Below are 18,011 nucleotides of genomic sequence, written 5' to 3' on the forward strand. Positions count from 1 at the left end.
GTCTGGGAGAAAGGGGTCGGTGGGGAAAATCGGTGCTGACTATAAGGCCGGGATGCGCCGTCGTGAGAGTGCGGGCGCCGGGCGTCCGGGAAAAATTCTGTGCGCTATCTCGATATAGGCCCAATATTATGGCGCGCAACACAATACGTCACCGTCGGGGTAGGGGTAAGCGGATTCCCCGCCACGGCGGTGCAGTAGCATTGCTGCTTGACTACCCGACCAACTGCGCAAAGGATTGTTTCACGTGGCTGAAATTTCGCGTGACCAGGTGGCACACCTGGCCAAGCTGTCCCGGCTGGCGCTGAGCGACGAGGAACTCGACGCTCTGGCACCCCAGATCGACGACATGATCGACACCGTCTCGGCCGTCCAGAAGGTCGACACCGCGGGCGTTGAGCCCATGAGCCACCCGCATTCCATCCTGGCGCCCATGCGCGAGGACGTCGTCGTGCGCACCCTCACCCAGGAGCAGGCGCTCGATCAGGCCCCGGACTCCGCCGAGGGCCGTTTCAAGGTTCCGCAGATTCTGGGGGAGGACTCCAACTAATGAGCACCGTCTACACCGTGCCGGGCGAGGGCCTGCTGTCCCTGACCGCGGCTGAGCTGGCAGAGAAGATCCACTCCCGCGAGCTCACCTCCCGTGAGGTCACGCAGGCCTTCCTCGACCGCATCGCCGAGACCGACGGGGAGCTCAACGCCTTCCTGCACGTCGGTGCGGAGGAGGCGCTGGCGGCGGCGGACGCCGTCGACGCCTCCCTCGACGCGGGGGAAAAGCCGGCGTCCGCGCTGGCCGGCGTCCCGATCGCGCTCAAGGATCTGTTCGTCACCACGGACGCGCCGACCACCGCGGCGTCGAAGATGCTCGAGGGCTGGATGAGCCCCTACGACGCCACCGTCACCGTCCGCCTGCGCGAGGCCGGCATCCCGATCCTGGGCAAGACCAACCTCGACGAGTTCGCCATGGGCTCCTCGACGGAGAACTCCGCCTACGGCCCGTCCCACAACCCCTACGACCTGGAGCGCACCGCCGGCGGTTCCGGCGGCGGTACCTCCGCGGCCGTCGCCTCGGGCCAGGCCCCGCTGGGCATCGGCACCGACACCGGCGGCTCGATCCGTCAGCCGGCGGCCCTGACCAACACCGTCGGCGTCAAGCCGACCTACGGCACCGTCTCCCGCTACGGGATGATCGCCGCCGCCTCCTCCCTGGACCAGGGTGGCCCGAGCGCGCGCACGGTGCTCGACACCGCGCTGCTGCACCAGGTCATCGCCGGGCCCGACAAGTTCGACGCGACCAGCGTCGACAAGCCGGTCCCGGACGTGGTGGCAGCGGCGAAGGAGGGCGCCGGCGGCGACCTGACCGGCGTCAAGGTCGGCGTGATCAAGCAGCTGTCCGGCGGCGCGGGCTGGCAGCAGGGCGTGCTCGACCGTTTCCAGGCGGGCGTGGAGCAGCTGACGTCCCAGGGCGCCGAGATCGTCGAGGTCGACTGCCCGTCCTTCTCCGAGGCGCTGGCGGCCTACTACCTGATCATGCCCAGTGAGTTCTCCTCCAACATCGCCCGTTTCGACGGCATGCGCTATGGCCTGCGCGTCGGCGATGACGGCACCCGCTCCGCAGACGAGGTCATGAGCCTCTCGCGCGCCGCCGGCTTCGGCCCCGAGGTCAAGCGCCGCATCATCCTGGGCACCTACGCCCTGTCCGTCGGCTACTACGACGCCTACTACCTGCAGGCGCAGCGGGTGCGAAACCTGGTCGCCCGTGACTTCGCCAAGGCCTACGAGGTCGCCGACGTCCTGGTCTCCCCGGTGACACCGACCACCGCCTTCAAGTTCGGCGCCTTCTCCAAGGACCCGGTCGAGATGTACAACTTCGACCTGTGCACCCTGCCGCTGAACCTGGCCGGCCTGTGCGGCATGTCCGTCCCGAACGGCTTCGCCGCCGAGGACGACATGCCGGTCGGCCTCCAGATCATGGCCCCGGCGTTCCAGGACGACCGTCTCTACCGGGTCGGCGCGGCCTTCGAGGCCGGCCGGAAGTAGAACACGCCACGCGTGAGCCATAGGGCCGGTGAGTTCACCCCGTTCGTCAGGACATGACGGACGGGGTGCGCTACCCTCTGAAAGACTGCACGACCCTCCCACCTTCAGGCGGCGATCTACGAGTCGCATCCTGGCAGGTGAGGAGGGTTTTTCTGTGTGATGGGGCGGAGGTGACTCCCGCGTGGGACAAGCATTAAAGATTATTAATCGCGTTTTCACGGAGATTTCACACCCCCGCTCAACAATGGGAACCATCGCCAGACGAGCAGGCGACCCCCGCCGCCCGCCGGCTTCACCGTCTCTACCGAAAGGGTTCCTCCCATGACCTCCACGTTCGCCTCCGCCACCGCCGTCACCTTCAGCTCCGGCGTCCCCGCCGACGTCTCCGGCATCGTCGCCCCCGCCGCCGCCGCGCTGGGCGAGCGCCGTTCCCTGCCCCTGCCGGAGCGTGTCCAGTTCTCCTACACCACCCGCTTCGTCTCGGAGCAGGTCGCCGCCGACCGCGACGCCTACGCCCTGGTCGCCGGCGCCGACGTCACCCCGCAGGCCGGTGACCTGGTCATCGCCCGGGTCAGCGAGATCGTCAACCACAAGCGCATTGAGACCGAGACCTCCCGCAAGGCAATCCTCTACACCGACGCGATCGTCGCCCTGGCCTACGGCCACCGCTACGCCGCCGACCAGTTCCTCGCCCACGTACCGGGCAACCTGGACCACTGCCACCTCGTCGCCGCCGGCGGCATCGCCGGTGTGGTCACCGAGTGCCACTCCAAGATCGTCGGCCCGACCCAGATCGAGCCGCTCGGCCTGCTGACCCGCAACGGTGAGGTCGTCAACGTCGTGGACACGGCCCCCTTCGCCAACACCCCGGTCTACGGCGCTCCGGCCGGGCGACCCGAGGTCATCGCCGTGCTGGGCACCTCCATGAACTCGGGCAAGTCCACCGTCATGAGCTGCCTCGTCAACGGCCTGACGAAGGCCGGCTACCGCGTGGGGGCCGGCAAGATCACGGGCACCGGCGCCGGCAACGACCGCATGCACTACCACGACGCAGGCGCCCACCAGGTCATCGATTTCACCGACTTCGGCTACGGCACCACCTTCCGCCAGGACTTCGACTCCCTGCGCTCGCTGACGGTCAACATGATCGACGTCCTCGGCGCCGGCAACGACCTCGTCCTCGTCGAGATCGCCGACGGCATCTACCAGGAGGAAACCGCCCGACTCCTGCGCGACGGCGTCTTCCAGGACTCGGTCGACCAGGTCCTCTTCGCCGCGGTCGACGCGCTGGGCGCCCGCGCCGGCGTCGGCGAGCTTCTCGACGCCGGACTCCGGGTCGCCTGCGCCTCCGGCGTCATGACCTCCTCGCCGCTGGCGGCCCGGGAAGCCGACGCCGTGCTGGCCCCCTTCTCCGTCCCGGTGATCGGCACCTTCGACCTCACCGACCACGAGATCGCCTCCGGGCTGCTGGTCCGCCAGTAACCTGGCGGCACGGCCCCGGATGGCCGACCAGCGCCCCAGAGACAGAGGAATCGTCCAGGTTGCACCCATGACTTCACCGACATCAGGGCCGGACGGCACCGGCCCGAACATCGACGCCGCCGAGGAGCGCACGGTGGCGGCCATGCCGGCCGTCTGGGCGGGCCGACGCCGGCGCCTGCTGGTGTTTCTGGCTGTCCTCGGCGTCCTGCAGGCGCTGCTCGCCGTCATCATGGCGCTGACCGTCGCCTCGATCCTCAGTCCTGAGGTCTCCTCGGACCCCTGGGATCTCGCCGCGCTGCTCGGTTCCGTCCTCGGCATCGGACTCGCCCGCTGGATGGAGCGGGTGCTGGCCGAGGACCTGGGGCAGCACTACGTCTCCGAGCAGCGTCGACGCCTGGTCACCGCCGCCATCGGCGACGCGGACTACTCCCAGTCCCTCGGCGTGACCGTCACCCGCGCCTCCAACGACCTCAGCGCCCTGCGCAACTGGGTCGCCCTCGGCATCGTCCCGCTGGTGACGGGCGTTCCGCTGATCGCGGTGCTGCTGGCCGCGCTGTTCGTCTACGAGTGGCACATCGGCGTGGCCGTGGCGGCGCCGCTGGTGCTCATCGGCTCGCTGCTTCCCTCGCTGTCCCGGCTCACGCTGGAGCGCGCCCGCAGACTGCGCAGGCGTCGCGGGCGCATGTCCGCCCGGATAGCCGACACCGTCCTGGCCGGCGAGTCCGTCCGGGTCGCGGGAGCGGTGCAACGCGAGGTACGCGCCGTCGACCGGGAGTCCAGCCGGGTCGTCACCGCCGCCGTGGACCGCGCCTGGATCACCGGTTTGACCCGTTCCCTGACGGCCACCGCGGCGTCCCTGTCCACGGTCGGGGTGGTGGTGCTGTCCATGCTCGGCACCATCACCTCCGCGGAGGTCGCGTCCGTCATGACGCTGCTCGGCGTGCTGGCCACCCCGGTCGGTGACCTCGGGCGCGTGGTCGAGTACCGGCAGAACTACCGGGCGGCCACCCTCATCCTGGCGCCCGTGCTGGGCCAGGCGGACCAGCTCCGGGCCCAGGAGCGCGACCGCCTCCGGCAGTGGCGCGACGAGTACGACGGGCTGGAGCTGGATCCGGATCGACCCCGCGGCGTGCGGGTGAGCGGGCTCATCGCCAACGACCGACACGTCCCGGATCTTACGGCCCGCCCCGGCGAGCGCGTCCGGATGGTGGCCACCGACCCGCATCACCTGCGCGTGGTGATGGGCATGCTCAGCGGCTTCGGCGAGGAGGGGGTGCTCAGCATCGACGGCCACGACTACGGCGTCGCCCCCGGCAAGATCCGGCGGATGCTGGTGGGCATGGCCAGCGAACACATCCCGCTGGAGCGCGGCAGCATCCGACGGCTGGTGTCCTTCCGCGCCCCGGCCGCCACGGACGCGGAGGTCGAGGACAAGCTCGTGCGCGTCGGGCTGTGGGATCTGGTCCAGGCCGATCTGCGGGGCTGGAACCTCAAACTCAAAAATGACGGGCAGCCGTGGTCCATCCGCAACGTCACCCTGCTCAAGATCGCCCGCGCGATGCTCGGCCACCCGCCGCTGCTGGTGCTCGAGGGCGTGGACAACCTACTTGACGACGCCGCCGTGGCCCGGGTCCGTCGGCTGCTCGCCGACTACGAGGGGGTCGTCGTGTTCTCCTCCGCTGCGCCGGGGGATCTGGTCGGGGAATACTCCGTCTGGAACGTCGACGGCGTCGAGGTCGACCCGGAGGAGAGGGGCGACGACGACACACCGCCCGCCGCCGCTGGGCCGGGCGACGACGAGGGCTAGGAACGGCTACCAGCCGGCGAAGCGTCTCTCCAGACGCACCGGGTCGGACAGGAGCGGCCAGTCGACGTGGACAACGGCCGGTTCCTCGGCCGGGTCGTGACGCGGGGCGGTCACCTCAGCCAGCGCCTGCCCGTCGCCCCGGACCCGCGCGCGCCCGCCGAGCGCCTCCACCCGTGCGACCAGGTCCGCGGGGGAGGAGACCGGGACCACCGCGGCGGTCAGCCGCACCTCCACCCGGCCGCGGGCATCCGGACCGACCCGGGGGTCGGCGGCGGCCAGCGCCGGGGCCTGCCCGATCGAGACATGGACGTCCCCGGCCGCCAGCCAGGCGCTGACGAGCTCCTCGAGAACGCCCGGGTTAAGGCCCTCCGACAGCTCGCCGGGAATCCGGAGCAGGATGTCGGCCTCGGCGAAGACGACGCCGCGGGGGCGCGCCAGCGGGTGCGTGACGCGGTGGGCGAGGGCGACCGATTCCCGGTTCTTCTGCGTGACCCCATCCAGGGACAGCCCCTGGCCCGCGTCGTGGCGGGCACCCCAGTCGGGTTCCCGGTGGGTGGCGACGGCCTCCGGGTCATGGCGGAACCGGGCGCCGGCGTTGTAGCACCGCCACCCGAACTCCCAGTCCTCCCCGCCGTAGCCGACCATGCTCGCGTCGAAACCGCCGACCTCGTGGAAGAGGGTGGCCGAACAGGTCAGGACGGAGGAGATGACGAAGCGCCAGGAGGCGTCGTCGAGGTGTCGCAGCTGCCGGGTGTCGCGCCAGGCGTCGGCAAGCCATCCCGGCTCCCCGCCGTCCTGCCGGCGCGCGCCGACGACCAGGGCGCGCTCGTCGGCGGCGACCCAGCGGGCGGCGGCCCGCAGGTAGCCGGGGGCCGGGACCGTGTCGCCGTCGAGGAACACGAGCACCTCGTGGCGGGCCGCGGCGGCCCCGAGGTTGCGGGCCGCGGCCGCCCGGAAGCCCAGGTCATCCTGGTGCACGACGGTCACGTCCAGATCCGTGTCCGTCCGGGGCGGGGCAGCGGAGCCGTCGTCGGCGACGATCACCTCCAGCGGGCCCGGGTACGCGGCGGCCGAGAGTCCGGCCAGCACCTCGTCGAGACCGGCCTGATTCTCGTAGTAGGGGATGACCACGCTGATCGGCGGGGTCGCCGCCGGTGCCTGCGGGGGCAGGCGGTTGCCGCGGAAATCCTCGGCGAAGCAGGTCACCCACGCGTCCTGCCACGCCCTGGCCACCTCCGCCCAGCCCCAGCGGCGGCGCGAGGCGTCGGTGACGGGCGTCGAAAAGCCCGGATCGGCGGCGGCCGCAGCCAGCGCCGCGGGCCAGTCGGTCACGGGCACGATCTGCCCCGGCCACAGGTCGGCGATCTCCCGGGTGTAGGCGCTGTCGGCGACCAGGACCCGGCGCCCCGCCGCCAGCCACCGCATCAGTGACCCGGAGGCGGAGAAGTGCCGGTGCGCGCAGACGGGCACGGCAATCCGCGCCATCTGCCGCCACAGTTCCTCATCGCTGAGGTAGCCGGTGATCTCCATGCCGGGCAGGTCCATGTCCTCGTGACCGGCGGAGAATCCGCCGAGGGCCCGGACGCGCAGGCCATCGGCGGCCTCGAGCACGGTCCGGTGGCCCTTGCCGGGGTAGATGAAGCCGAGAATGCCGACGCTGCCGGGCTCGGGCTGGACCGGGATCCGCGGGGCGTTGGGCAGCGGCAGATGGATGACCCTGAGCCGGCCGTCCGGGAGCCGGCCGTGGAAGAAGGACGCCTCGTGGCGGGAGTTGCACACCACCACGTCGGCCGCCTCCGCGAGCCGGCGGTAGGCCGGGGCGCGCCGGGCGAAGCGTTCCCGGCCCTCCTCCGGCTGGGGAATGTCGTGCAGGGAGACGCTGAACGGGCGATCGCCCACGGCCGCCAGGACCGCGTCGACGGCGTGGTCGGGGCTCGGGCCGAAGAGGTGGTCGGTGAAGGTCACATGCACGGGGCCGGAGGCGCCGGGTTTCAGGGCGGAGAGCTCGCGCACGTGGTCCCCGCCGGTGGCGCGGTGCAGGGCCAGGGCGTACTCGGTCACCCCGTGTTCGGCGGGGCCGACGATGACGTGGGTCAGTCGCATGCGCTCTGCTCCTCGGGACGGTGGGATGCGGGATCGTGCGGGGCACCCTGCGCGGTCAGTCCGAGCAGGGCGAGCCGCTCGGCGTGCCGAGTCAGGCCCGCCGCCACGACGTCCGGGTGTCGGCGGTAGAACTCCAGGTGGGCCTCGGTCAGTTCTTCCGCCCCGGGGCGCCATCCGTCGCGGCCCTGGACACGCACGCCCAGGGCGGCCGCGGCGGCCGGGTCGACGGGGGCCTGCACGGCGCCGAGCATCTCCCGGTCCGCCGGGAGCTGGACCGCACCGGGGGCGGGGGTGCCGAGGGCGTCATGGAGGGCCCGGGCGATGGCCTCGGCCAGGACGCCGAGGGTGGCGTTGTCGGGGTGGTTGATGGTGTGCCACACCGGGGCGGTGGCCAGGTGCCCGGACACCCGCACCGTGCCGTGGGCCTCCTCCCGCCGGCGCAGCTGCGCCACCGACATGGCCGCGAGCCGGCGCAGCGCGTCCGCCCCGGGGGCGGGATCGGGGACGTCCGCCGACGTGCCCCCGGTGGCGGCCGTGGCCAGGATCCGCAGGTCGTGATAGGGGACGAGGGGCGGGTTCAGGGAGGGATCGCTCGGTGAGCGGACGATGGCCTGGTAGGGCATGAGCCCGTCGTAACGCAGCACCGGGAAGGTGACCACCCGCCCGTGGGCGGGCAGCAGGTCGGCGAGCTGCGCGGTGCCGCAGGCCAGGCCCCGGTAGTTGTCCCGCACCGGCTGCATGACCAGCGCGTCGGTCTCGGGCAGCAGGGCGTGGACGCGTTCGGCGTCCTCGCGCGTCCATTCGTGCACGGGCGGGATCCGGAAGGACACGGCAGTTCCGGTCGAGGTCACCAGCTGGCGGGTCGCCTCCGCCTGGCAATTGCCCACGACGAGCATGCGCGGCCGGTCCGGGGAGCCTTCCGGCAGTGGCCGGAGTCCGTAGAATTCGCCGTAATGAACCCGTCGGGCCTGCTCAGCCGGCGTGGGGGACGAGGATGCGCTCGATTCGGAAACACTGTCATAAATCATCGGTTATAATTCTACGCTGATAGTCAGGTAAACACGGACAGTGGAGAAGGTTTGAAAACTCTTTCGATCAGGGAGGCGGCCCGGCAGTGGACGTGAGCGTACAGCCGGTGCCGGCCGGGCACCCCTACACCCGGTCGGTGACGATGCCCACGCCGGCCGGCGTGCGGATTCTCCCCGATCCGGTCGTCGACCCGGGCGAGCCCGGGCGGTGGTGGCCACACCCCGCGTTGGAGCCGGAGTTTCACGCCCGCCACGACGTCGACGTGCTCCACATCCACTTCGGGTTCGAGCATCTCGGTGCGCAGCGTACCGCTGACCTGCTGCGGGCGCTGGACGAGCGGGGAGTGCGACTGGTCCTCACCGTTCACGACCTCGACAATCCCCACCTGGCGAATCAGGCGGAGTTTCACCGCCAGCTGGCCCTGCTCGTCACGCGGGCAGACCACGTCATCACCCTGTCCCCGGCGGCCGCCGCGGAGATCCGCTCCCGGTACGGGCGCCCGGCGGAGGTGCTGGCCCACCCACCGATCGCCCTGCCCGGCACCCATCCGGCCGCGCGGCCGGGGCAGAGGCCCGACTGGTCGGGACGCAGCGGCACCGCCGGGGTCTTCCTGAAGTCGTTGCGCGCCAACGTCGTCACCGATCCGGGGTTCTACCGCGCACTGGCCGCGGAGACCTACCTCCACGAGGGAGTGGACGCCCCCGACCTGGCGGGCCTGGTCACCCACCGGCATCCGCCGATGGCCGACGCCGAGCTTTTCGACGCGGTCGCCCGGCACCGGGTCGTCGTCCTGCCGTACGCCCGGGGCACCCACTCCGGATGGCTGCGGATGTGCCGCGACCTGGGGACCTCCGTGGCGGTCCCGGACTGCGGCTGCTACGCCTCGCAGGCGGGCGCCGGTGAGGGGGTGGCCGTCTACCGCACCGGCGACGGCCCGGACGCGGCGCGCGCCGTCGAAGAACTCCTGCGTGACGGCCCCGCGCCGGTCCCACCCGTCGACGCCGCGGCCATCCGGGCCCGCCATCATGAGATCTACCGCGGCCTGGCCGCAGGAAGGGGACTACCCCGATGAAGATCGCTGTCGTGGCGCCCGCCCGGTTCCCCATCCGCGAACCCTACGCCGGGGGACTGGAGGCGTTCTGCGGGTTGCTCGTCCGCGGTCTGCGCGCCCGGGGCCACACCGTGGACCTCTACGCCGCCCGCGGCTCCGAAGGGCACCGCCGGGACCTGGAATTTCCCGGGGTGGACTGGTCGGGCACCCAACTGCCCCCCACCGACCACACGTTGCCGCCGGGGCAGCGGGAACTCGACGACGCGGCGTTCCGGGCCCTCCGGGACCACCTGGAAGCCGGTGACTACGACGTCGTCCACAACAACAGCCTGCACCCCGAGCTGCTGCGCTCCACGACGCTCCCGCTGGTCACCACGCTGCACTGCCCGGTCATCCCCGACATGGCCGCGGCGATGGCCGACACCACCAGCGTCGTCACCGCCGTCAGCCGCGCGGTGACGAGCACCTGGACCTTCCCCGGGGACCCCGTCATCATCCCCAACTGCGTCGACGAGGAGATCTGGACCTACGGCGCCGGCGGTCGGGGAGCGTTGTGGTTCGGACGACTGACCCCCGAAAAGGCACCGCACCTGGCCATCGACGCGGCCCGGCAGGCGGGTCTGCCCCTGACCGTCGTCGGGCGCCGGGCCGACCCGCTCTATTGGGAGACCGAGCTGGCCCCGCGATCGGGCCCGGACGTCACGTGGCGCGCCCCCATGCGCCACAGTGAACTCGCGGCGCTGGTCGGGCGTGCCTCGGTGGTCGCCGTGACACCCATGTGGGAGGAACCCTTCGGGCTGGTGGCCATCGAGGCAATGGCCACCGGCACCCCGGTCGCCGCCTTCGCCCGGGGCGGGCTCGCCGAGGTGCTCGCCCCGGCCCCGAGCGTCATGGTCCGCCCCGGAGACGTCCACGACCTGGCCACCGGGCTGCGGTTGGCCGCCTCCATCCCCCGACGGGAGGTCGCCGACTACGCCCGCGAGCACTTCAGCCTGCGCCGCTTTCTCGACGACTACCTCGATCTCTACCGGCGCATCGCGGAGTCGCACACCGCCCGGCAACCGCTGCGGGAGGTCGCCCCGTGACCTCTGGACCCGTCATCGGCATCTACGCCCACCACGCGGGCAGTGGACATCTGCACCGCGTGCGCGCCATCCGCGAGCGTCTCGCCGACCCCGGCGCGGCGACCATCTTCTCCTCCCGCGCCGGGGCAGACGTGAGACTGCCCCTGGACACGCCCGGGCGCCCGGGTTCGGAGGCCGATCCCACCGCCGGCGGCACCCTCCACTACGCCCCGCTGCACGTGACCGGACTGAGCACCCGCCTGGCCGTCATCGCCGACTGGATCGCGGCGCACCGGCCGCGCGCCTTCTTCGTCGACGTCTCCGTCGAGGTGGCCGCCTTCGTCCGGCTCATGGGCGTCCCGGTCGTCACCCTCGCGATGCCGGGGGAGCGCCCCGACCCCGCCCACCAGCTCGGCTACGCCCAAGCCGCGGCGATCATCGCGGCCTGGCCGGACTGGGTCCCCGTCCCCGGCCACCTGCAGGCGCACGCCGACCGCCTGCACTGCGTCGGCGGAATCACCCGTCTGCGCCCGCGCCCCGGAATCCGCCGGGGCCGTGACCTGCTCGTCCTCCGCGGCGCCGGGGGCGACGACTGGGACCGGGCCGCCTTCCCGCCCGCCACCGTCCTCGGCGGGGCGAACCGGGTCGAGGATCCGATGCCGCACCTGCAGGCGGCCGGCTGCGTCGTCGCCGCGGCCGGCCAGAACTCCGTCGCGGACCTCGCCGCCGCCCGGGCCCCCGCCATCGTCCTGGCGCAGCGGCGTCCCTTCGGTGAGCAGACGGCCACCGCCCGCGTGCTGGCCGACGCCGGGCTCGCCGTCTGTCCCCAGGCCTTCCCCGAGCCCGGGGATTGGGCGCCGCTGGCCGAGCTGGCGCGTCAGCGCGCCGGGAACTGGGAACGCTGGCAGACCGAGGGAGCGGCCGGGCGGGCCGCCCGGATCATCGAGGAGGTGGCCCGATGACGCCGACCACCGCCGTCGTCACGCTCTCGGACGATTCCCGGCTGCCCCACGTGCGCAACCAGATCGCCGCGCTGCGGCGATGGGCGCCCGGCGTCACCCATTACCGCGCAGACCTGGGGACGGAACGCAACCTGGCCCGCGCCCGCAACGCCGCCGCCGACGCCGCCGTCGGGGACGGCGCGGATCTGCTCATCTTCCTGGACGCGGACTGCATCCCGGGTCCCACCCTGGTCCCCGCCTACCGCTCCGCTCTCGAGCGGGAACCTGAGGCGATTCACTGCGGCCCAGTGACGTATCTGCGCCAGGGGGCACTGGAGCCGGCGGATCCCCTGGGCGGCCTCACCGCCCTTACCGACCCGCACCCCGCCCGGCCGAACCCCCGGCCGGGGGTCCTGCAGGAGGCCGACGCCGGGCAGTTCAACCTCTTCTGGTCGCTGTCCTTCGCGGTGCACGCCCGCACCTGGCGCGGTGGCCCCCGCTTCGACGAATCCTATGAGGGCTACGGCGGGGAGGACACCGACTTCGCCTGGCTCCAGCGCCGGGCCGGCCGACGGATGTTCTGGGTCGGCGGCGCACACGCCTACCACCAGTGGCACCGGGTCTCCTCTCCGCCGGTGGAGCATCTCGACGACATCCTCGCCAACGCCACACGCTTTCACGCCAGGTGGGGCTCGTGGCCGATGCTCGGCTGGTTGCGCGAGTTCGAGGAACTCGGCCTCGTCCGCTTCCAGGACGGCAGGTGGCGCCGCGCGTCGGCCCCCGCACCCTAGACTGTCCGCATGAGATCACCGTCCGCGCAGGAAACCACGCCCCCCACCGTCCAGGCGCCCCGGCAGGCCTGGCTGGCGCTGGCGGCGCTGAGCCTCGGATTCTTCATGACCCTGCTCGACCAGTCCGTCGTCGCGGTGGCCCTTCCCGAGATCGCCGCGGACTTCGACGCCGACCTCACCGCCACGGTCTGGGTCTCGTCGATCTACCTGCTCGCGGTCGCCGGCCCCCTGCTGGTCACCGGCCGCCTCGGCGACCGCTTCGGGCACCGGCGCCTGTTCATGCTCGGCGTCTTGGTGTTCACCCTGGGCGCCCTGGCCAGCGCCAGCGCCACCGGGCTGGGGCCGCTCATCGGCGCCCGTGCGGTTCAGGGGCTGGGGGCGAGCCTGCTGATGCCGCAGACGATGGCCGTCATCAACCAGGTCTTCCCGCGCGAGAAGCGCGGCACCGCCCTGGGCGTGTGGGGCGTGGTCGGTTCGGTGGCCAGCCTCATCGGGCCGGTCGTGGGCGGGGCCGTGGTCAGCGTCTTCGGCTGGAACGGCATCTTCGCCATGCACCTGCCCGTCGGGGTGCTCGCGCTGTTGCTGGCGGCGATGTGGGTGCCGAAGCTGCCGGTGGTCCCCGCCCGCATCGACGGGGCGTCCGTCGCGCTGGCCCTGCTGGCGGTCGGCCTGATCATTTCCGCGATCCAGGTCGGCCCGCAGTACCTGCCGGCCTGGCTGGCGTGGGCCATGCTCGGCGCCGGGGTGGCGGCGGGGGCCTGGTTCCTGGCGCGGCAGCGGCGCGTCGACGATCCCCTCGTGCCGCCACGGGTGTTCGCCGACCGCAACTTCAGCGCGGCGACGCTGGCGATCATGGCCATGGGCTTCGTCGCGGCCTCTGTGATGATTCCGGTGATGATGTGGCTGCAGACCGGGCTCGGCGTCAGCCCGGCCGTCGCCGGCTGGTCGGTCGCCCCGATGGCCGTCGTCTCCATGGTCATGGGGCCGGTCATCGGCGTCCTCGCCGACCGGATGAATCCGCGCACCCTGTCCGTGACCGGGTTCCTCACGATGATCCTGGCGATGGGGATGCTGTGGTTCGCGACCCGCGCCGCCGGGGCCGGGCTGGGGACCGTGATCGCGGCCGTGGCGGTGCTCGGCGCCGGCCAGACCTTCATCTGGGCGACCAACGCCGCCACCGCGATGCGGGACCTGGCTCCGGACGTCATGGGCGCGGCCTCCGGGGTCTACAACACCGCCCGCCAGCTGGGGTCGGTCACGGGCGTGGCCGTGGTCGGCGCGGTCATGGGGGCGGGCGTGGCCGCCCTCGGGTCCGTGGCCGGAGTGGGCTGGGCGTTCCTGGCCATCGGAGTGGCCCTGGCGGGCGGGTTGATCGCCTCGCTGTTCTTGCACCCGACGCTGCCGGGGCAGGGCGGGGTGCGGTCCTGAGTGCTGGACGAGTGGCTTCGCGCACACGCCGGAGGGAACGATTAGAGTGTTCGGCATGCGCCTTGCAACCCTTACTTCCGGCGGCGACTGCCCCGGACTCAACGCCGTCATCCGCAGTATCGTCCGAGCCAGCGCCGATTACGGCTCCACTGTCGTCGGCTACAAGGACGGCTGGGTGGGGCTGCTCGAGGACAGGCGGGTCAACCTCTACGACGATGAGGAGATCGACCGCATCCTCCTGCGCGGCGGCACCATCCTCGGCACCGGTCGGCTGCACCCGGACAAGTTCAAGTCCGGCATCGACCAGATCAAGGAGAACCTGGCCAACGAGGGCATCGACGCCCTGATCCCGATCGGCGGGGAAGGAACCCTCAAGGGCGCCAAGTGGCTCGCCGACAACGGCGTCCCGGTCGTCGGTGTCCCGAAGACGATCGACAACGACGTCAACGGCACCGACTACACCTTCGGCTTCGACACCGCCGTCTCGGTGGCCACCGACGCCATCGACCGGCTGCACACCACCGCCGAGTCGCATGACCGTGTCATGATCGTCGAGGTCATGGGCCGGCACGTCGGCTGGATCGCGCTGCACGCGGGCATGGCGGGCGGGGCGCACTACACCGTCATTCCGGAGGTTCCCTTCGACATCAACGAGATCGTCAAGGCGACGCAGCGTCGGTTCCAGATGGGGGAGAAGTACGCCATCATCGTCGTCGCCGAGGGTGCCGTGCCCAAGGAGGGCACCCTGGAGTACGACGAGGGCGAGGTCGACCAGTTCGGGCACAAGACCTTCACCGGCATGGGTCAGCTGATCGGCAACGAGATCAAGCGCCGTGTCGGCCAGGACGTGCGCACCACCGTCCTCGGCCACATCCAGCGCGGCGGCACCCCGACCGCCTATGACCGCGTGCTGGCCACCCGTTACGGTTCCCATGCCACCCGCGCCGCCCACGAGGGCCGATTCGGCACCTCGGTCGCGCTGCAGGGCGACAAGATCAACGTGATCAGCCTGGACGAGGCGATCGGCGAGCTCAAGACCGTCCCGGTCTCGCGCTATGAGCACGCCAAGGCGATGTTCGGCTAGTCCGCTGCCCGTCGGGTTTGGCAGGCGCTGGGGAGCGCCCCGGCGGTCGCTGGCATTCCCGGCCAGTGGGATGGATTCCCGCGAAGTGGGACGACTGCCGTAGGGTGACGGTATGACCATTTCGGTCCCGCGGAGGCGGGGCCGAGCCTCCCGACGTCGGCCCCGTCACCGGCAACCACGAAAGCAGGTGTCTCCACCGTGAGCACAGCTACCGACCATCGCCCCTCCACCGCGACGGCCAGCGCCGACCGCAACGCGCTCCTGGCGACCCTGGGCTTTCCCGTCCTGGTGATCATCGGCGGCCTCATCGGCTTCACCGTGCCGGACTTCACCAGCCAGGGAGCCGCGTGGGTCAACCCGTTGCTCGGCATCATCATGTTCGGTATGGGGCTGACCCTCAAGCCGGTCGACTTCGCCCTGGTGGCCAGGCGCCCGCTGCCGGTGCTGCTCGGCGTCGTCGCCCAGTACGTCGTCATGCCGCTGCTGGCGCTCCTCGTCGTCTGGCTCATGAAGCTGCCCCCGGAGATCGCCGTCGGCGTCATCCTGGTCGGCTGCGCCCCGGGCGGAACCTCCTCCAACGTCGTCAGCTACCTGGCCCGCGGCGACGTCGCCCTGTCGGTGACCATGACCTCGATCTCCACCCTGCTCGCCCCGGTGATGACGCCGCTGCTGGTCAGCCTCCTGGCGGGGCAGATCATGGAGGTGGACGCGGGTGCGATGGCCCTGTCCATCGTCAACGTGGTCCTCATCCCGGTCGTCGCCGGTCTGGCGGTCGCGACCTTCCTGCCCAGGCTCGTCAGGGTCGTCGCGCCGATCCTGCCCTGGATCTCGGTCCTGGCGATCTCGTCGATCGTCGCCATCGTCGTCGGCGGCTCCCACGAGCGCATCCTGGAGGCCGGCCTGACGGTCCTGGTCGCCGTCATCATCCACAACACCCTGGGCTACGTCCTGGGCTACGGCGTCGGTGCGCTCTTCGGCCAGCCGGGCCCGTCCCGCCGCACCATGGCCGTCGAGATCGGCATGCAGAACTCCGGACTGGCCGCGGGCCTGGCCACCACCTACATGACCCCGATGGCTGCCCTGCCGGCCGCCGTGTTCTCCGTCTGGCACAACCTCTCCGGGGCGGTCGTCGCGGCCCTGTTCCGTATGCAGGTCGCCCGCCGGGCCCGGAGACTGGACGAGCAGGTGGCTGGAGACGCCTAGACTGGGGCGGCATGGACCACTCCAGGCACGTCTCCCGCGTCATCCGGCGCAGCCCGCAGGCCGTCTACGGCTATGCGGCCGACCTGAGCCACCTGCAGGAGTGGGCCGCCGGCGTCGTCGCCGGCTCGGTGACGGTGCTTGATGACACACGGGTGCGGGCGAGCTCCCCGATGGGGGAGGTCCTCATCACCTTCGTGGCCCGCAACTCCCTCGGCGTCCTCGACCACACGGTGGTGCTCCCGGACGGGTCGAAGACCGAGAATCCGATGCGCGTCGTCAAGCATCCCGACGGCGCCGAGGTGATCTTCACCCTGCGCCACGCCGGCCGACCCGAGGCCGACGTCGCTGCCGACGCGGCCGCGGTGGCGGCCGATCTGGCGCGGCTGGCGGAGCTCCTGGACGGCTGATCCCGGACCGGTCGGCGCACGCCCGGAGGCGGGGAACTAGACTGTCCGACTATGACTGCCGCCACCTATGATCTGATGGACTTCGACGAGGTCCTCGAGAAGTTCGACCCTGTCATGGGCCTCGAGGTCCACGTCGAGCTCCACACCGCCACCAAGATGTTCTCCGCGTCCTCCGCCGCCTTCGGCGACGCCCCGAACTCCAACGTCGACCCGGTCTCCCTGGGTCTGCCGGGCGCGCTGCCGGTCGTCAACCACACCGGCGTCGAGTACGCGATCAAGATCGGCCTCGCGCTGAACTGCTCCATCGCCGAGTCCTCCCGCTTCGCCCGGAAGAACTACTTCTACCCGGACCAGCCGAAGAACTACCAGATCTCCCAGTACGACGAGCCGATCGCCTACGACGGCTACCTCGACGTCGTCCTCGAGGACGGCACCGAGTGGCGTGTCGAGATCGAGCGTGCCCACATGGAGGAGGACACCGGCAAGCTGACCCACCTCGGCGGCGCCGGCAGCCGCATCCACGGCGCCACCGCTTCGCTGGTCGACTGCAACCGCGCGGGCGTCCCGCTCATCGAGATCGTCACCAAGCCGATCGAGGGCGCCGGCGAGCGAGCCCCGGAAATCGCGAAGGCCTACGTCGCCGCGCTGCGTGAACTGGTCGTGGCCCTCGACGTCTCCGACGCTCGCATGGACCAGGGTTCCATGCGCTGCGACGCCAACCTCTCCCTGCGCCCGATCGGGCGGCAGGAGTTCGGCACCCGCACCGAGACCAAGAACATCAACTCCCTCAAGTCGGTCGAGCAGGCCATCCGCTTCGAGATGATGCGCCAGGCCGCCGTGCTCGAGGACGGCGGCGTCATCGAGCAGGAGACCCGTCACTTCCACGAGGCCGACGGCTCCACCTCCAAGGGCCGCCCGAAGGAGTCCGCCGACGACTACCGCTACTTCAACGACCCGGACCTGCCGCCGGTCATCGTCTCGCGCGAGTGGGTCGAGGAGATCCGCGCGACCCTGCCGGAGATGCCGTGGCTGCGCCGCGCCCGCATCCAGGAGGCGTGGGGCCTCAAGGACGAGGAGATGCGTGACCTGGTCAACGCCGGCGCCCTGGACCTCGTCATCGCGACCGTCGAGGCGGGCGCGACCCCGGACGAGGCCCGTTCCTGGTGGGTGTCCTACCTCTCGGGCAAGGCCAACGAGTCCGCAGTCGAGCTGGCCGATCTGGCCATCACCCCGGCCCAGGTCGCCCGCGTCGTCGTGCTCATCAACGAAGGCAAGCTGACCAACAAGCTGGCCCGGAAGGCCGTCGACGGGGTGCTCGCCGGTGAGGGCGACGTCGACGAGGTCGTCGCTGCCCGCGGTCTGGAGGTCGTGCGCGACGACGGGGCCATCGAGGCCGCCGTGGAGGAGGCGCTGGCCGCCAACCCGGACATCGTCGAGAAGTACAAGGCCGGCAACACCAAGGTCACCGGCGCCATCGTGGGTGCCGTGATGAAGACCACAAAGGGCAAGGCGGATCCGAAGACCGTCAACGAGATCATCGCCAGGAAGCTGGCCTAGCCTGGGCCTCCCGTGAGTCGGCGCGTT

The 18,011-nt window shown here is 71.4% G+C and carries 15 protein-coding genes; 13 read left to right on the forward strand and 2 right to left on the reverse strand.

The window, feature by feature from the left end; translation table 11 throughout:
- The first annotated feature begins 244 nt into the window (after window positions 1-244).
- The 4 genes from gatC to CGUA_RS05730 all read left to right on the forward strand — a co-directional run bounded on the left by gatC (window position 245) and on the right by CGUA_RS05730 (window position 5,326).
- Window positions 245-547 carry an Asp-tRNA(Asn)/Glu-tRNA(Gln) amidotransferase subunit GatC gene (gene gatC / locus CGUA_RS05715; RefSeq protein WP_290198118.1) on the forward strand — a complete coding sequence of 101 codons (303 nt, stop codon included), beginning with the start codon at window positions 245-247 and terminating at the stop codon, window positions 545-547.
- Window positions 547-2,037 (forward strand): Asp-tRNA(Asn)/Glu-tRNA(Gln) amidotransferase subunit GatA, encoded by a 1,491-nt coding sequence (gene gatA / locus CGUA_RS05720; protein ID WP_290198119.1) that lies wholly within the window; start codon window positions 547-549, stop codon window positions 2,035-2,037. The genes gatC and gatA overlap by 1 nt, the downstream gene beginning before the upstream one ends.
- Before the next feature lie 321 nt (window positions 2,038-2,358).
- Window positions 2,359-3,519 carry a P-loop NTPase family protein gene (locus tag CGUA_RS05725; protein ID WP_290198120.1) on the forward strand — a complete coding sequence of 387 codons (1,161 nt, stop codon included), beginning with the start codon at window positions 2,359-2,361 and terminating at the stop codon, window positions 3,517-3,519.
- Between the two features lie 67 nt (window positions 3,520-3,586).
- Window positions 3,587-5,326 (forward strand): ABC transporter transmembrane domain-containing protein, encoded by a 1,740-nt coding sequence (locus tag CGUA_RS05730; protein WP_290198121.1) that lies wholly within the window; start codon window positions 3,587-3,589, stop codon window positions 5,324-5,326.
- Window positions 5,327-5,332: 6 nt separating this feature from the next.
- On the opposite strand, the gene CGUA_RS05735 is transcribed toward CGUA_RS05730, so the two are convergent.
- Window positions 5,333-7,429, reverse strand: a complete 2,097-nt coding sequence (locus CGUA_RS05735; RefSeq protein ID WP_290198122.1) for a glycosyltransferase — start codon at window positions 7,427-7,429, stop codon at window positions 5,333-5,335.
- Window positions 7,420-8,457 (reverse strand): WcbI family polysaccharide biosynthesis putative acetyltransferase, encoded by a 1,038-nt coding sequence (locus CGUA_RS05740; RefSeq protein WP_290198123.1) that lies wholly within the window; start codon window positions 8,455-8,457, stop codon window positions 7,420-7,422. The genes CGUA_RS05735 and CGUA_RS05740 overlap by 10 nt, the downstream gene beginning before the upstream one ends.
- 92 nt (window positions 8,458-8,549) lie before the next feature.
- Between CGUA_RS05740 and CGUA_RS05745 the strand changes: the two genes are divergently transcribed.
- The 9 genes from CGUA_RS05745 to gatB all read left to right on the forward strand — a co-directional run bounded on the left by CGUA_RS05745 (window position 8,550) and on the right by gatB (window position 17,984).
- Window positions 8,550-9,530, forward strand: coding sequence for a glycosyltransferase family 4 protein (locus tag CGUA_RS05745; protein WP_290198124.1), 981 nt, complete (start codon window positions 8,550-8,552; stop codon window positions 9,528-9,530).
- Complete coding sequence (locus tag CGUA_RS05750) at window positions 9,527-10,594, forward strand: glycosyltransferase (RefSeq protein WP_290198125.1); 1,068 nt, start codon at window positions 9,527-9,529, stop codon at window positions 10,592-10,594. The genes CGUA_RS05745 and CGUA_RS05750 overlap by 4 nt, the downstream gene beginning before the upstream one ends.
- The gene (locus tag CGUA_RS05755; RefSeq protein ID WP_290198126.1) at window positions 10,591-11,535 is read left to right on the forward strand and encodes a hypothetical protein; all 945 of its coding nucleotides are present in this window, start codon (window positions 10,591-10,593) and stop codon (window positions 11,533-11,535) included. The genes CGUA_RS05750 and CGUA_RS05755 overlap by 4 nt, the downstream gene beginning before the upstream one ends.
- Entirely contained in the window at window positions 11,532-12,305 is a 774-nt protein-coding gene (locus CGUA_RS05760; protein ID WP_290198127.1) for a glycosyltransferase family 2 protein, read from the forward strand. Before CGUA_RS05755 ends, CGUA_RS05760 begins: the two co-directional genes overlap by 4 nt.
- A gap of 9 nt (window positions 12,306-12,314) precedes the next feature.
- Entirely contained in the window at window positions 12,315-13,733 is a 1,419-nt protein-coding gene (locus CGUA_RS05765) for an MFS transporter (protein ID WP_290198128.1), read from the forward strand.
- Between the two features lie 55 nt (window positions 13,734-13,788).
- Window positions 13,789-14,817 (forward strand): 6-phosphofructokinase, encoded by a 1,029-nt coding sequence (locus CGUA_RS05770; RefSeq protein ID WP_290198129.1) that lies wholly within the window; start codon window positions 13,789-13,791, stop codon window positions 14,815-14,817.
- A gap of 198 nt (window positions 14,818-15,015) precedes the next feature.
- Window positions 15,016-16,020, forward strand: coding sequence for a bile acid:sodium symporter family protein (locus CGUA_RS05775; protein WP_290198130.1), 1,005 nt, complete (start codon window positions 15,016-15,018; stop codon window positions 16,018-16,020).
- A gap of 11 nt (window positions 16,021-16,031) precedes the next feature.
- Complete coding sequence (locus CGUA_RS05780) at window positions 16,032-16,427, forward strand: SRPBCC family protein (RefSeq protein ID WP_290198131.1); 396 nt, start codon at window positions 16,032-16,034, stop codon at window positions 16,425-16,427.
- A 51-nt stretch (window positions 16,428-16,478) separates the two neighbouring features.
- Complete coding sequence (gene gatB, locus CGUA_RS05785; protein ID WP_290198132.1) at window positions 16,479-17,984, forward strand: Asp-tRNA(Asn)/Glu-tRNA(Gln) amidotransferase subunit GatB; 1,506 nt, start codon at window positions 16,479-16,481, stop codon at window positions 17,982-17,984.
- Window positions 17,985-18,011: the final 27 nt, after the last annotated feature.

The sequence above is a fragment of the Corynebacterium guangdongense genome (genome assembly GCF_030408915.1).
Classification (GTDB): domain Bacteria; phylum Actinomycetota; class Actinomycetes; order Mycobacteriales; family Mycobacteriaceae; genus Corynebacterium; species Corynebacterium guangdongense.

Coding starts and splice junctions, on each gene's coding strand:
- gatA (WP_290198119.1), top strand. CDS start 547: ATGAGCACCGTCTACACCGTGCCGGGCGAGGGCCTGCTGTCCCTGACC.
- CGUA_RS05725 (WP_290198120.1), top strand. CDS start 2,359: ATGACCTCCACGTTCGCCTCCGCCACCGCCGTCACCTTCAGCTCCGGC.
- CGUA_RS05730 (WP_290198121.1), top strand. CDS start 3,587: ATGACTTCACCGACATCAGGGCCGGACGGCACCGGCCCGAACATCGAC.
- CGUA_RS05735 (WP_290198122.1), bottom strand. CDS start 7,429: ATGCGACTGACCCACGTCATCGTCGGCCCCGCCGAACACGGGGTGACC.
- CGUA_RS05740 (WP_290198123.1), bottom strand. CDS start 8,457: ATGATTTATGACAGTGTTTCCGAATCGAGCGCATCCTCGTCCCCCACG.
- CGUA_RS05750 (WP_290198125.1), top strand. CDS start 9,527: ATGAAGATCGCTGTCGTGGCGCCCGCCCGGTTCCCCATCCGCGAACCC.
- CGUA_RS05760 (WP_290198127.1), top strand. CDS start 11,532: ATGACGCCGACCACCGCCGTCGTCACGCTCTCGGACGATTCCCGGCTG.
- CGUA_RS05765 (WP_290198128.1), top strand. CDS start 12,315: ATGAGATCACCGTCCGCGCAGGAAACCACGCCCCCCACCGTCCAGGCG.
- CGUA_RS05770 (WP_290198129.1), top strand. CDS start 13,789: ATGCGCCTTGCAACCCTTACTTCCGGCGGCGACTGCCCCGGACTCAAC.
- CGUA_RS05780 (WP_290198131.1), top strand. CDS start 16,032: ATGGACCACTCCAGGCACGTCTCCCGCGTCATCCGGCGCAGCCCGCAG.
- gatB (WP_290198132.1), top strand. CDS start 16,479: ATGACTGCCGCCACCTATGATCTGATGGACTTCGACGAGGTCCTCGAG.